General features: G+C 51.4%; 11 protein-coding genes and 1 tRNA gene. 4 read left to right on the forward strand and 8 right to left on the reverse strand.

All coding sequences use genetic code 11. The annotated features are described in order from the left end of the window. The first annotated feature begins 105 nt into the window (after positions 1-105). Both rpoD and IE181_RS06065 read left to right on the forward strand, forming a co-directional pair. Positions 106-2,109, forward strand: coding sequence for an RNA polymerase sigma factor RpoD (rpoD, locus tag IE181_RS06060; RefSeq protein WP_191250861.1), 2,004 nt, complete (start codon positions 106-108; stop codon positions 2,107-2,109). 17 nt (positions 2,110-2,126) lie between these two features. Further along, positions 2,127-3,074, forward strand: coding sequence for a retropepsin-like aspartic protease (locus IE181_RS06065; RefSeq protein WP_191250863.1), 948 nt, complete (start codon positions 2,127-2,129; stop codon positions 3,072-3,074). Between the two features lie 33 nt (positions 3,075-3,107). Here the strand turns inward: IE181_RS06065 and IE181_RS06070 are convergent, their stop codons facing one another. Beyond that, the gene (locus IE181_RS06070) at positions 3,108-3,659 is read right to left on the reverse strand and encodes a PAS domain-containing protein (RefSeq protein WP_191250865.1); all 552 of its coding nucleotides are present in this window, start codon (positions 3,657-3,659) and stop codon (positions 3,108-3,110) included. Positions 3,660-3,785: 126 nt separating this feature from the next. Here IE181_RS06070 and IE181_RS06075 point away from each other — a divergent pair, with 126 nt between their 5' ends. Continuing rightward, complete coding sequence (locus tag IE181_RS06075; protein WP_191250867.1) at positions 3,786-4,007, forward strand: hypothetical protein; 222 nt, start codon at positions 3,786-3,788, stop codon at positions 4,005-4,007. Positions 4,008-4,101: 94 nt separating this feature from the next. Further along, a tRNA-Met gene (locus IE181_RS06080) sits at positions 4,102-4,178 on the forward strand. Between the two features lie 327 nt (positions 4,179-4,505). Here the strand turns inward: IE181_RS06080 and IE181_RS06085 are convergent. The 7 genes from IE181_RS06085 to IE181_RS06115 form a co-directional block, all read right to left on the reverse strand. Continuing rightward, positions 4,506-6,368, reverse strand: a complete 1,863-nt coding sequence (locus IE181_RS06085) for a hypothetical protein (RefSeq protein ID WP_191250868.1) — start codon at positions 6,366-6,368, stop codon at positions 4,506-4,508. Next, positions 6,361-8,640, reverse strand: a complete 2,280-nt coding sequence (locus IE181_RS06090; RefSeq protein ID WP_191250870.1) for a hypothetical protein — start codon at positions 8,638-8,640, stop codon at positions 6,361-6,363. Before IE181_RS06090 ends, IE181_RS06085 begins: the two co-directional genes overlap by 8 nt. Continuing rightward, on the reverse strand, positions 8,630-9,865 hold the full coding sequence (locus IE181_RS06095; RefSeq protein ID WP_191250872.1) for a BatA domain-containing protein: 1,236 nt from the start codon (positions 9,863-9,865) through the stop codon (positions 8,630-8,632). The genes IE181_RS06090 and IE181_RS06095 overlap by 11 nt, the downstream gene beginning before the upstream one ends. Then, entirely contained in the window at positions 9,866-10,762 is an 897-nt protein-coding gene (locus IE181_RS06100) for a DUF58 domain-containing protein (protein ID WP_191250875.1), read from the reverse strand. 6 nt (positions 10,763-10,768) lie between these two features. Then, a complete protein-coding gene (locus tag IE181_RS06105; protein WP_229819175.1) occupies positions 10,769-11,779 on the reverse strand; it encodes an AAA family ATPase in 1,011 nt (336 codons plus the stop codon). 21 nt (positions 11,780-11,800) lie between these two features. Then, on the reverse strand, positions 11,801-12,475 hold the full coding sequence (locus tag IE181_RS06110) for a DUF4159 domain-containing protein (RefSeq protein ID WP_373308359.1): 675 nt from the start codon (positions 12,473-12,475) through the stop codon (positions 11,801-11,803). A 104-nt stretch (positions 12,476-12,579) separates the two neighbouring features. After that, entirely contained in the window at positions 12,580-13,941 is a 1,362-nt protein-coding gene (locus IE181_RS06115; protein WP_191250880.1) for a TldD/PmbA family protein, read from the reverse strand. Positions 13,942-13,956 lie beyond the last annotated feature (15 nt).

Consider the following 13,956-nt stretch of genomic DNA (forward strand, 5'->3'; position numbering starts at 1 on the left):
CATCGAAAAAGTTAAAATGGGGCCGAATCAAGGGGTACCCCATCAAAATTTATGGTATAGACTGCGATTCGTAAGCGCAAAGCCGCGAATCTGGAGAATTTTTTAATGGCAACGACCAAGACTCAGGATGATCAAAAAGACACTCGCTCAGAAGAGGGCAGCAATGACCCAATGTCTGATGCTACGGAGGCGGCTGTCAAAAAGATGATCGTCAAGGCGAAGGAGCGTGGGTACATCTCATATGATGAACTTAATGCGGCTTTGCCAACCGAAGAAATGTCATCTGAAAAAATTGAAGATATTATGACCATGCTCTCCGAGATGGGCATTAATGTTACCGACGGTGACGAAGACCCGGAAGAGGCTGAGGGCAAGAAGGACGAATTTGTTGCGTCTGAGACCAAGAAAGACGCCGGGGACCGTACGGATGACCCTGTTCGCATGTATCTGCGTGAGATGGGCACTGTAGAACTGCTGTCACGCGAAGGCGAAATCGCCATTGCAAAGCGTATTGAAGCAGGCCGTGCGACCATGATCGAAGGGCTTTGCATGAGCCCGTTGACGTTTCAGGCGATTATCGAATGGGCGACCAGACTTGAAAACGAAGAAATGCTGCTGCGGGACATTATTGATCTTGAGGCAACGATCGGCAAAGAGCCCAATACCGAAGAGCTGGAAGACGAAAACGCAGGCGATGTTATTGCTGAGAGCGCTAGTAGCGATGACGACGATGATGATGACGATGACGATAAAGAGAAAAGTGACGAAGACAGCACAGAAGGTGAAGACGGTGAAGGCGGTCGTTCAAGGGATGATGACGACGACGATGATGACGATAACACCATGTCGCTGTCTGCGATGGAAGAGCACCTGAAGCCTGAAACTATCGAGAAATTCCGTCTAATCGCTGCGACATTCAAAAAATACGTCAAACTGCAGGATGCTCGCATGACTGCGGTTGTTGCCGGGGATGCATTATCCACACCGCAGGAAAGACGCTTCAAAAAGCTTCGTTCTGAATTGATCGAGCTGGTGAGTTCCGTCAAGTTTAATAACCTGCGGATCGAAGAACTGGTCGACGAACTGTATGGTTTGAACAAACGTTTGATGAGCTTGTCTGGACGTTTGTTACGTCTGGCAGAATCCCATAAAGTCAGCCGCACGGCTTTCCTCGACGAGTATGAAGGCAACGAGCTTGAAGAAGGCTGGCTTGAGCGTGTTGGCAAATTGAAGGGTAAAGGCTGGGCCGCATTTGTTGATAATGAAGAAACTGCCGTCCGCCATATTCGCTCCCAGATCGGGGATGTTGTCAGCCGCACGGGTTTGAAGGTTGCGGAGTTCCGGAAAATTGTCCGGACAGTGCAAAAGGGTGAAAAAGAAGCCCGGATTGCAAAGAAAGAAATGGTGGAGGCTAACCTCCGTCTGGTGATCTCGATTGCCAAGAAATATACGAACCGTGGTTTGCAATTCCTTGATCTTATTCAGGAAGGTAATATCGGTCTGATGAAGGCGGTGGACAAGTTTGAATATCGTCGCGGTTATAAATTCTCCACATATGCAACATGGTGGATCCGGCAGGCTATCACCCGGTCTATTGCGGACCAGGCGCGCACTATTCGTATTCCGGTGCATATGATTGAAACAATCAACAAGCTGGTTCGTACGGGCCGGCAGATGCTGCACGAGATTGGCCGCGAAGCCACACCAGAAGAGCTTGCGGAACGTCTGTCCATGCCACTTGAAAAAGTGCGCAAGGTTATGAAGATCGCCAAGGAGCCGATCTCCCTTGAAACACCGGTTGGTGACGAGGAAGACAGCCATCTTGGAGACTTCATTGAAGACAAGAATGCGATCCTGCCGGTGGATGCTGCGATCCAGTCGAATCTGCGCGAGACGACAACCCGGGTTCTGGCGTCACTGACACCGCGTGAAGAGCGTGTTTTGCGGATGCGTTTTGGTATTGGTATGAATACGGACCATACTTTGGAAGAAGTGGGTCAACAGTTCTCTGTTACACGGGAACGTATTCGTCAGATTGAAGCGAAAGCGCTTCGGAAGCTGAAACATCCAAGTCGCTCCCGCCAGTTGCGGAGCTTCCTCGATACATAGGGTGCGGTAGAGTGTTCTTGAACAGTAAAAGTCAAAAGGGCTGCACGGTTGTGCGGCCCTTTGCTGTTTTGCTCTATGTTATTGTATCAGTACAGCTTTTGACTGGCAGTCAATATGCGGCCGCCACAGATGATGCAGGGTCTGCACCGTTCATCCCAAGCCGCGAAACCGTTCAAAGTGAAGGCCGCCCTGTAACTCTTGTCCGTATTGGCCAAGGGGGTGTTGGTTATCCCTTCATCGTCGATACGGGGGCCAGCCGAACGGTTTTATACCGGTCGCTGGCGACTGAACTTGGACTAGAGGCACTGCCGATGCAGTCGCGCGCAGTTATCACCGCAACGGGCACGCAGGAAATGTCGCTCTACAAGGTTGGTGTAGTTCAAATATTTGGCTATGACTTTGACCTGCGGGATACCGTTGCTATGCCAGATCCAAAAAGAAATGGTGTTTTTGGATTGGTGGGTGTTGATGTCCTTAGGGGGCGGGTACTGTTGCTGGAAAAGGGACAGCCCGTGACGTTGGCTCCCGATTTATCCGCCTTGTCAGGGGATGGCTGGCAGTCGGTGCAGGGCAGGCCCGTCGGCTACGGCTCCATTGCGGTTGATGTGCAGATTGACGGGGAAACAATCCCAGCAATTTTGGATACCGGGGCCTCGGTAACTGTTTTGAACCCTGCTGCTGCGCTGCTTTTGGAAAAGCATGATAGCACTGTCACTGGCGCAGATACGCCCCGTGTTGAGGCATCTGGCCGCGGTATTACTGCTACAACGGTTCCCGTCGGGTCAATAAAGCTTGGCGACGTTACTTTCCGGCCAGGGCAAATCATGGCGGCACCACTACCAGTTTTCAGGGCGTTTGGGGCAGGCCGTGCTGCCGCTGTAATCATTGGCATGGATATACTTGGTCAGTATGATACGGCGCTTGATTTTCGTGGGTGGTCGCTTTGGATACGCCCAGCCTCATGATTTGGGTACGGCTGCTGCGCTCAGTGGCAGTTGTTAGATACCTGCACCAATGTCGATATGCTCAAGATAGTTGGCGACAGTCTTGCTGAAATCGGTGGACACAGGTTTGGTTTGATCATACGCATCCATGGCCTGATGTCCAACCCCGATAATATGGGATACCTGTCCCTCTGCATTAAACAGCGGCAGTTGGATCGTAGTATAATCAAATTGCAGATTGGTCTCTAGTGTAACACGCCTGCGGGTTACTTTACCTGCGCATGGTTTTGTCCTGATGGACTGATAAAAATCGACATTCTTCTGTATTTCATCGCCCTGAAACAGCGACAGCAGATCAATCCCGGCCAAATTCTTGCCTAGCCATGCATCAAGCTGGGTACCTGATATCTGCAGTACCAGGGCATCTGTACCTTCCCATTTGCTCAGGTAAATGTAGGGCAGAATAGTTTTCAGCTTCACCATGGAAAGACTGGCTTTTTGTGGACACAGGGCATTCTCACGCACACGTTCTTCATGCCATATATCAACAAGGCGGGAAGCCTGATCAGATATGCAAAGAGCTTCAAGAGATTTGGGAGAATTCATTCTATACTCAACTGTTGTAAGAGATATGAAGGTAAATGATGCCGTATTACGCTGTTGCTTCTTTGAAAATTGGTACGCTGCGCTTATATATAGGTGATACTATAAAAACCGACAGAGAGAGAAGCAATGCATGTTTTCGAAGCAGCCGCGATAATTGTAGCGATTGTTATGATCGCAGGGGTCATTAATAACTGGATCAAGTCCAAACAACAGCAAGCATCAGCCCGGACGGATATGGATGACAGCACGGCAGAGCGCATTCAAAATCTGGAAGAACGGGTGCGCGTTCTGGAACGCATACTCACCGATAAAAGCAACCGCCTGAAAGATGAAATCGACGCACTGTAAGTAAAACGTTGGCGCAAGCGGCTTAAATTATACGGCACATGCATTTTTTGCTGTTTTTCTGCGCTCGCTTTTGCTAACAACTCCGGCGTGGTATGGGGGCGTAGCTCAGCTGGTTAGAGCAGTCCGCTCATAACGGATTGGTCGGGAGTTCAAGTCTCTCCGCCCCTACCACGATTTCCCGTCTCAAATAGTATTCTTATATGCATACCATCAGCTTCACTGAACGGTGGGGTTCCGCATGGAATTTACGCAAAATATATGACGCTACTAATCGGTAGACTTATTACTACCGGCAGCGCTACTATCATGCTTCGCTTGGACGGCTCTTACAACCCGATCCCACCCAAAATGGGAACAATAAAAACCTGCAAAGTCGGTGAAACAGCCTGCCTCAGTCACATCTGCTGGCAATGACTTGATGGGTGGTGCCGAGGCATGCGCATCACGTCACGCAGCGCTGGACGGGCGGTATGTTGAACTGAACCCGGTTCGCACGGGTTATGGTTTAGGGGCTCTAAGTGGGATTTTGCGCTCTATCCACAACAGGCTGGCAAGGATAATGAAAGAAATCCACAGCCAGGTTTTATCTATCGGAGTTCGCTGCGTGAAGGCGGACGTTTCCGGTTGCCCCCCATTCAGTAGCCGTTCCTGATAGCGTTTTGTTGCTTGCTGCCTGCTGTACTGTGCTTGCGCGCTGAAGTCATTTGCGGCGTAGACGTAAAAGGCACTTTCGGCCTTCTCTCCGTCAGCAGTTTCTGCGGTGACCCTGTGCCACCCACTTTCACGTGCATAGTGGACAGCGCACCATAAGGGTGCGCCCAAGCTATCCTGGTTGGCCTGTACCGTTTCCTCTGTATCCTGACGAACTGTGCGTATCTGAAACTTTATCCCCGAATCGGCGGTCAGGGCGCACAAACGGTTTGCACGGTCCACTAGGGCTATCTGGTCAGAGGGTTCAGGCACAATGCGGACGGCAGCGTCAGCGCGGCCAAGGCTGCGCAGTATGTGGGCCCAGTAAGCTGCATAGGCCGAGCGTTCACCACTTGTCGCCAGGATATAACGCTCCCTTAGAATGCTGACTGCGATTTTGCCGAGGCCTTGTGGGGTCGACACGCTTAGGACTTTGCCGTCGGTGCTTTGCAGTAGCGGGGAGGCTGAATTCCCCTTCAGGGCAACGGCCAACACGGGCAAAGGGATGTCCGATGTGATCCCCGGCCAGACAGGAGTAACCGTTTCGGGTGCGGGGTCCTGCCCCTCGATGGCAACAGCGCCGACCCTTATATCACCCGCCTGAACCGCCGCGATTAATTCGCGGTCAGCCAATATGAAAAGACCAAGCCCACCGGTAACAGCCATTTCAAGGGTGTTTCGTTGTTCGCTGTCCATGCCAGCATAAAAGCGTCCATCGATAATCATCAAATCAAAGTTACGCAGGGTATCGCTGGTGAAAATAGTGTTGGTTGGGGCGTCTGGGAAATTCACCGTCTGCGTTAGAAAGCGGTCCTTGCTTATCTGGCTTTGTATAAGCATTTTCGCGCCGAACTCTTTGGCCCAGTTTTTCAGGTGCTGGGTTTCATAGGACGGTGCCGACTGAACAACAAGAATACGGGCAGGGTTTACGGCCGTGACAAACAGATACAGATTTTCAGTATGAAGTACGGTGCCGTCCCGTTCAGTAGCAACAAGTTGGTATGCAAGATGGCCTTCTGCCCGCGGTACCGCAGACAGGATAAAGGGTGCGTCGCTTTTGGTGTTGACGGTACCAATTTCATCGCCCGCGGGGTCCAGAAGTTTGATACGCAGGATTTTATCCGTATCACCGCCGGTTATGTAGCGGCCATAAATCTGAAGCGGCTCACCAACCGTAAGGGAGCGCTGCCAGCGCATATCGGCAAACCCGGAAATTTGTGGCGGCTGCCATTCCAGATTTTGGACAGGGGGTAGTGTATTCAATTCGGGTGCATCAAGGCCATTTCCAACAAGCGTCAAGGTATCAATAGCGGGTACCTTCAGCGCAAGCTGGCCAATATCATGCAGTCTTATCGTGTCTTTTTGTGTGCCGGTTTCTACCAGCGTGAAAACCTGGCTTCCCGTCTGTGCCGGGGCAGGGGTAGACGGGTCTGTCAGGAGAATGATATTTTGTGGGGACTGGTCAGATGTGCGAATGTCCAGCCCTAGAAGGAATAACGCACCTGCTGCCAGAAGGTTCAGGAGGGTAACGCCGACAAGGCGCACGGGACTGCCTGCCAGTCTGCGCCGTACTTTGGGGAGTGTTAGCATCAGCGCCACTATAAGCAGTGCTGCAGTAACTACTGTCAGTGTACCGGCCGTTTCAAGTGTCCAGGGGAAAAGGTTAGTCATACGTGCTTACCCCGTCAGAAATGATCTGATCACCATGTAGATAATATTGTTGCCCGACCGATGGCTGCGCAATCGGATCCTTCAGCAGGTGCCACAAGGTGCGCTGGATGCCGGTTACACAGTCATCACAATCGGCAAGTGCCAGACTGCGGGTGGCGATCAGTTTTTCAAGTGTTGCCACATGGGTAATCAGCGCCGGTCTGTCCTGTGCAGCCTGCAGGAAATAGTCCTTCAGGTCAGTAAGCGTCTGCCGTGTCTGTTCAGAAAGAAGTGCTGTCTCTCTTTCCGGGTTCGACAGCAGTTTATAGCCCGCAAGCAACAGAGCCTCATCACGGTCGTTTTCAGGGGTGGCTGCTTCGTCGCGGCGGAAACTTTCAATGTCGTCCAACTCCCCGGTCAGGCGCCGGTCTTCTGATACAGGCGGGGGTTCAAAGCCCAGACGTTTAACATAAATCCGGTCAGCCTGTTTGGCGAGTTTCAGGAACTTCAGTGCTTCATATTCATACGGCAGGGCTTTTTCCGGTTCTGCCAACATCAGATGCAGTTCAGCCTGCCACATTATGCTGACCGCTTTTTTCATCAGTGTTTTGGGGTCGCGTTTGGCAATTGGGCCGACATCAGAGTCGCCGTGATTATGTCCAAACCGTGCAATCATTTCAGCCGCACCGCTCCTGCTTGTGGCCTGATCAGCCCCTTCATGGGTATGGCCAACCTCGGGGGCTGATACTTCTGCTTCCTCATGGCCATGGTCGTGGCCCTCTTCATGGTCATCATCTGCGCCCGTGTCGGCGCGGCCAGCCTCCGCTAGCTGGTCCCCCGGTCCTTCGCCAAATTCGTCGCCCAGATACTGGCCGTACCGCTGCTTCAGATCGCTTTGTGCCTGCCCCAAGCCGTAAGAAATATCTTTGAATTCCTGTGCGTCCAGAATGCTTTGATCTTCTATCAGCTGTTCTGTTTCGATGATAATCTGGCGCTGGCTTTTGAAATATTCCGGTTCAAGATTGATAACAATACCCGCCGCAGCAACAGGGACTTCTACATCATCCAACCATTTCACTATGACGGTTGAAGACTTGCCGCGATTGGGTGTTGGTGTTTTATTGTCCCAGGCTTCGACGCTGAAATACACCTCATCCCCGGGTTCCATCCCAAGGGCTAAAAGGTCCCAATCCTTGCTGTATTGATACCCATTTTCTGTCGTAGTCTGCTGGTCAAAGCTGAAGACTTCATCCCGGAATTTGACAGCTTCCCCCGTTCCCTTTGCCACTGACGCAAGGATCTGTGCACCAGCCACCCCGAAATCATCCCGTACCTCCACAATAGACCGGAAAAACGGGTCCCCGTTTTTGGGTATCTCAAGCACCCGTTTCTCTGGTTCGCGGATATCAATATCCGGTGCGCGATCTTTGAAAACCTGAAGCGTGTAAAAGTCACCAACCTGCGCCTCTCCGTCGCTGGTTGAATGCATGATCCGGTATAGTCCGGTACTGTCGGCGATCATCTCGGCGCGGAAGGATCCATCGGTGTCTGCGGTGAAGGGTACCAGTTCCCCGTCACTGGCATGAAGCATATAGCGCCCGTCCATCCGTGAAAATTTCAGACGCCACATAATCTGGCTGGCTTCAACCGTTTTTATGTTCAAATCCTGCATAACAGAGGGGGCAAGATTTGTGTAGGGCGGGGCCGTTACTGTTACAGTCGCTTCCGTAATCGAGGCTGGCAACAGAACATTTTCTGCCGTTTGTTCATACATATTTTGTCTGGCAGTTTTCCGCCAGTCATATTGGTAGAGTGCGACTGCAAGCATCAAGAATAGAAGGGTAAGGGCAATGGGCGTCTTTGCTTTTAAAGGGGGTACCCACAAAGAATGATCTTGAACGGCCCTTTCAAACGCTGCTTCTGCGCGGTCGAATTGTAGCTGTTTTAAGGGTGGGAGTGTCGTTCTGTCCGCCAAGAGGAGCTGACCGCTTTCCTCCAGTTCGGGTATCTTGCGGTTCAGGTGCAACAAGAAGGTTGCGACAGATATTTCCCTGTATCCGCGGTGTCGCGGCAACAAAAGAAGGCCCGTGACGACAACAAGCAAAGGCGTAGCAACTTTGACCGCAATAGGCATTTTGAAAAAGGCCATTACCATCACCACAAAAGCCGCAACTGCAAGCAAGCGGAGCAGGGCAGACAATAAAGTTCTGCGCTTCAGATACCGCACCGAGTGGGTAAGGCGATCATGTAGGCTACCGTTTTGGCCAGACTGAGTTCTGCGGCTATCTGTCACGGGATTGCCTTTCGCTCAGAATACGTTCACCAACCCAAAGTAGGGCGATTAAAAGAACCAGCCAAGCGGACAGGTCTGACAAAGGATGGCTATATCCTGCCCCGTCAGGGGACGCCGCCGTGTCCCGATAGACCGGATCGGTTAAAGCCCTATCCAGTTTTCCTTCTGTTTCCTGCAATAAAGACAGTAATATGATCGGAAATTCTGGTTTTGCCAGCAGGTCACTTGAGCCCGCGCCAAGGTTGAAACCAGCCTGATGCCACATAGCCCCGTTCGATACGAAAGTCACCAGCGCAGGGGTGCCAGAACCGGTGATCCATGCCGCATGCCCGGATTGGATGTCGCCTATTTCCGAGATGTGAAAACGGGAAAAGGGATAGTCGGGCAATGTGACCGTTTCGTCCGTAGGTCTTGACCCTCGCGCAAAAAAGAGTGCCTTTTTTGGGGGGATACCAAAGCCTGACAGATCAGGAAGCTCGGATGTTTCTGGTAGCCAGATCAACCAGTCGAACAGTGTCCCGGTTTGGTTTTGAAGGGCGTTGGGCGCTGTCACCGTAACTGTATAGTCAATTGCCCGGTGCTGGTTCAAACGATCAAACGCAGTTTGCAGATTGTTCAGAATGGACAACTGTTCCGGATTCGAAACAAGTAAGATATTGTAGGATTGTTCAGAATCCATGGCACTCGCGGACGTATTAGAAAAATGCCACGTCACTGGCTGGGCGAACTCTGGCCAGCTGCTCCCAATTTCACCTGCTGTCGCGCTGGCATAAATGTGGATAGTGCCGCTGTGTTCGCGCTCTGTCAGGGTTTGGTGAATGTGTGCCCAAGCCGTGTCATCACCTTCAATCCTGTGGACGACAGCATCCGGGTGATTTTCTTCAAGCGTTTGCCAATCAGTGTCTGTTGCGGACTGTGCCCACATCGGGGTGACAAACACGCTTTCCCTGTCTTCATCCCCGGCTATATTGCCTGCAAACTCCGCCAAAATGAAAGTAGCCAGCGTAAAAATACCCAGTCGAAACGCCAGCAGCAGATATTGCTTCAATCTGATCTCGGTAACGCGCTGCATTGCGGCTGTTCTTAGAAATTCTACTGACCCTAATACAACACGCCGCCCTTTGCTCCGATTAAACAAATGGATCAGTATGGGAATCAGAAGCGTCAGCAGGCCCACAAGGCCAACAGCATTCAGGAAAGTAAATGTCCCAGAGGAATAGATCATCTACCGTACCACCCGACTGCGGTTTCGCAGAAAGTCATACAGTGCCTGATCCATGGGGGCATCAATATTGATGGTTGTCAGCTCTATCGCTCGCTTCAGGAGCGTTAGCCTGACTTCTTCTGTATGCGCGTCCCGGGCAGTTTTATAGATCTGTTGCGCATCACGTGCATTCACCAGTATTTGTTCGCCGGTTTCTGCATCTTCAAACCTGACCGGGCCGGTGAAAGGGAAATTTTCTTCATCATCACAGTTGAGCTTCATGGCGATGACTTCGGTATGTTTACCTGCCAGGCGGTTCACGAAGTCATAGATTTCAGATTTTTCCTGATAGAAATCACTGAGGACGAAAACCATACCGTGTTGTTGTAGCAGGGGAAGATACTGTTTAGCGGCATCCTCTGCCGGGAAGCGTTGCCCCGGTTTTACTGTTACGAGCTTCCGAAGAAGGGCTGACCAGTGCTGGTCGCCGGTGCCAAGGGGCGTGATGGCCGCGCTATCATCGTATAGAGCCATCAAACCAATACTATCGCCCTGACGGCCAGCAATATATGCCATGGTCGCTATCAGATGTTTTGCATAGTCCAGTTTGGTCCAACCGTCTGCGTCTTCGCTGGCTACCGCCATGGATGCGCTTGCATCAACAACAAACCAGACGGATATCTCGCTTTCGCGCTCGGCTTCCCTGACAAAATAACGGTCCGAGCGTGCAAACAGTTTCCAGTCGATCCGGCTTAGATCGTCGCCTTCTTCATATTGACGGTACTGGCTAAATTCCACCCCGACACCGCGCATCCGGCTTTCATGCAGCCCGTGCAAAAACCCGTCTGCCACTGTTTTTGCAACAAGGGGCAGATCCTTAATCCGGGATAGTGTTCTGGGGTCAAGGAACCTTTCCATGGAGGGTTAGCCCTCTAGCTGGCTTTTGGGTTCCGGTACATGTTTGAAAAGATCATCAATAATATCTTCAATACTGATCTCTTCTGCCTCGGCCATGAAACTTCTAAGAATGCGGTGTCGCAGGACAGCCTTAGCGACAAATCGGATATCCGGAAGGGTTACTGCAAACCTTCCAGACAGGAGTGCCTTTGCCTTCGCGCACATGACAAGGGCCTGTCCCGCCCGTGGCCCGGAACCCCAGCGTACATAGTCGCGTACCATGGGAACCTGGCTTTCATCCGGGCGCGTAGCCCGAACAATTTGGGCCACATATTTTAGAATATCCTCGGACACTTCAACCGACCGCACCAGGTCCTGTAAGGCAATCATATCATCCCCTGTCAGCACGGTGCTTAGGTCCGGGTTATATGATCCTGTGGTACGGTTCAGGATTTCAATTTCGTCCTGTTCTGTCGGGTAGCCGACCTGAATAAACATCAGGAAACGGTCGAGCTGCGCTTCCGGCAGGGGGTAGGTGCCGGACTGTTCAACAGGGTTTTGGGTCGCCAGAACAAAGAAAGGTTTGGGCAGCTTGTGTTGTTCGCCCCCATAGCTGATGGACCGTTCCTGCATCGCTTCGAGGAGGGCAGCCTGAGTCTTGGGCGGCGTCCGGTTGATTTCATCCGCCAGCAGAATATTGGTGAACACGGGACCTTTTCGGAATTTGAAGAAACGTTTGCCAGTGGCATGATCTTCTTCAAGGATTTCGGTGCCGATAATATCACTGGGCATCAAATCCGGTGTGAACTGTACCCGGTGGAAACCGAGATCAAGGGTTTTCGCCAGCGTATTGACCATCAGGGTTTTGGCCAGTCCCGGCACCCCTTCCAGAAGACAGTGACCACCAGCCAAGATGCTGATGAGTAGTTCTTCAACGACGGTACGTTGACCGACGATAACTTTGCCAACTTCATCAACGACTTTGTCGAGCTGGTTGATTCTTTCCTTGATGTCCTGTGTGTTCATGCTGTCGTTCATTTCTTTTTTTGGTGAATATAGTTAGCCCGTCATGGCGTACATAACGATATTAACGGCGAAGCGCGTGTTGTCTTTTGCAAGCCACCGTTTATTCCGAAAGTCATAGTCCCATTCGCACCCATAATCCTTGTTGCTGTATAGCACCCGGATTTTGCCATCTATCTCAATGGCTTTCAGGTAATCATGTACCAGGTCATCACCCCAGCCATTCAGTTCAAGCCCTGTAGTTGGTGGGCCGTCGAACTTGAAAAAACTCGAATATAGGGGATGGTCGTTCGGTATTTTTTTCAGCGCATCTGGGCCAAATATTTTGGCCATTTGCTCTTCAAAAGTACGTGCGAACAGACCGTCAATATCGTGATTGCAATCGTCAACAAAGACGAAACCGCCATTGCGGACATAGGTTTCGAAGTTTTCGGCTTCCGCGTTGTTGAATTCCACGAGCCTGTGTCCGGCCATGTAGCAAAATGGCGACCGCAGCATCAAAGGGTCTTCAAGAGCGATTACCCGTTCGCGCAAGTCTACCCGGATTGTTGTATATTCTATCAGGCTGTTGAGGATATTGGCCGGTGCTCTCTCGTCAACTTCCCAGTTGCCGGATTCGTAGCTTAGTCTGGTGAAGTAAAAGTCATAGTCGTCGTCAGATGCGAAAGCACGTGTGGGTACAAGGCAGGAGCCCAGTCCGCATGCAGCAATGGATTTCAGAAAATGACGACGGTCCAACGTCTGCTCCTGTATAGGAAAAGGGATTGGGGGCTGGAGTTGCTCCCCAATCCTTCATTAGGCTTTCCCTGATGAAATTACACCGCGTCAGAAAGGGAGCTGAAGTTAAAGTCCCGCAGTTTCATCGGAGGAATCATGCAGCCATTGATGCGCTGGGGCTTGCCCAGTGCTTCGATGTTATTCAGCATGACGATCGGGCTTTCATTGAAGCGGAAGTTTTTGATCGGATATTTGATCTCTCCGTTTTCAATGTAGAATGTCCCGTCCCTGGTCAGCCCCGTGTACATCAGGCTTTGCGGATCAAGCTGACGGATATACCACAGGCGTGTCACCAGAACACCGCGCCGGGTGTTCTTGATCATATCCTCGAGACTTTCGTCACCGCCGTCCATATTGATCGGGGTTTGCCCTGCGAACAGACCACCGCCAGTGTAGGGCGTCGGAACATAGGGCATGCCGGTTTTCTCTGCCCAGTAGCGGGAGTTTGGCATGGTGGTGACAACACCATCTTTGATCCAGTCGGTTCTGCGAAAGGCTGCGCCGTCCCCTGAAAAAGGATGTGTTGGCGCATCCGGGCTTTGCGGATCGGTGTAAATGGTGACGCGTTCGTCGAACATTTTTTCACCAAGACGGTTTTTGGGCGCGCCTTCTTCCTTTGATTTGCCAGACAGGAAACTACGGCCTTCATCCGCTGTTCTTTGATTCATTGCGCTGAACATATTTTGCAACAACTGCACCGTGGCTGCAGGTTCCATGATCACAGTGTAGCGACCTGGCTCCATCGCCTTGCCGTCAACACTGTCCATGGACTTCTGGATTGCGATTGCGGACGCTTCCTTTGTGTCCATTTTCTTCGCGTCGTTAAAGTCGCGGGAAACCCAGCCAGACCCCTTGCCATCCGCAGTTCGGATTGTTGCAGTGAAGCTAACGTTGGTCATCTTGTTGTAGGCAAAAAGCCCTTTGGAGTTCATGACAGCAGCAAATGTTTCACTGTCATTCAGGTAGCCGGAGGATACCAGATTGTTAGCTTTGGAAGCTGCGATGCTGGCATCTGCTGCTTCTGCGCGCCAGGATGGGTCCACATCAACAGTGGACTGAAAATGTGTGTTCACTTTTTCATATTCCTGCGGGCCCAGAATTGGCATGAATTCCGGATTATCAGGCGCCAGTCTTGCCAGCTCTTCTGATGCGCGAACCACTTTCTCAATCGCTGCGTCAGTGAACTCGTTTGTCGATGCGGTTCCCTGCTTTTTGCCGAATGATGACTGAACGGTCAGGTTCACGTCGTTTAGTTCACCAGATGTGCTAACGGTGTTACGGGCATACCGAATATTGCCGTTTACTTCACCGTCCAGATTACATTCGCACGCTTCTGCCTTTGAATAGGACAGGACCTTGGTCAATAGCGCTTTAGCTTCTTCTCTTGTCATAATAGCCATGATGTATAATTCCTT

Origin of the sequence: Kordiimonas sediminis (genome assembly GCF_014656395.1) — a bacterium.
GTDB lineage: Bacteria > Pseudomonadota > Alphaproteobacteria > Sphingomonadales > Kordiimonadaceae > Kordiimonas_A > Kordiimonas_A sediminis.

What these genes read in the sequence shown, in the direction of transcription:
- IE181_RS06115 (WP_191250880.1), bottom strand. Translation starts at nt 13,941, where the DNA reads ATGGCTATTATGACAAGAGAAGAAGCTAAAGCGCTATTGACCAAGGTC.
- IE181_RS06085 (WP_191250868.1), bottom strand. Translation starts at nt 6,368, where the DNA reads ATGACTAACCTTTTCCCCTGGACACTTGAAACGGCCGGTACACTGACA.
- IE181_RS06075 (WP_191250867.1), top strand. Translation starts at nt 3,786, where the DNA reads ATGCATGTTTTCGAAGCAGCCGCGATAATTGTAGCGATTGTTATGATC.
- IE181_RS06100 (WP_191250875.1), bottom strand. Translation starts at nt 10,762, where the DNA reads ATGGAAAGGTTCCTTGACCCCAGAACACTATCCCGGATTAAGGATCTG.
- IE181_RS06070 (WP_191250865.1), bottom strand. Translation starts at nt 3,659, where the DNA reads ATGAATTCTCCCAAATCTCTTGAAGCTCTTTGCATATCTGATCAGGCT.
- rpoD (WP_191250861.1), top strand. Translation starts at nt 106, where the DNA reads ATGGCAACGACCAAGACTCAGGATGATCAAAAAGACACTCGCTCAGAA.
- IE181_RS06095 (WP_191250872.1), bottom strand. Translation starts at nt 9,865, where the DNA reads ATGATCTATTCCTCTGGGACATTTACTTTCCTGAATGCTGTTGGCCTT.
- IE181_RS06105 (WP_229819175.1), bottom strand. Translation starts at nt 11,779, where the DNA reads ATGAACGACAGCATGAACACACAGGACATCAAGGAAAGAATCAACCAG.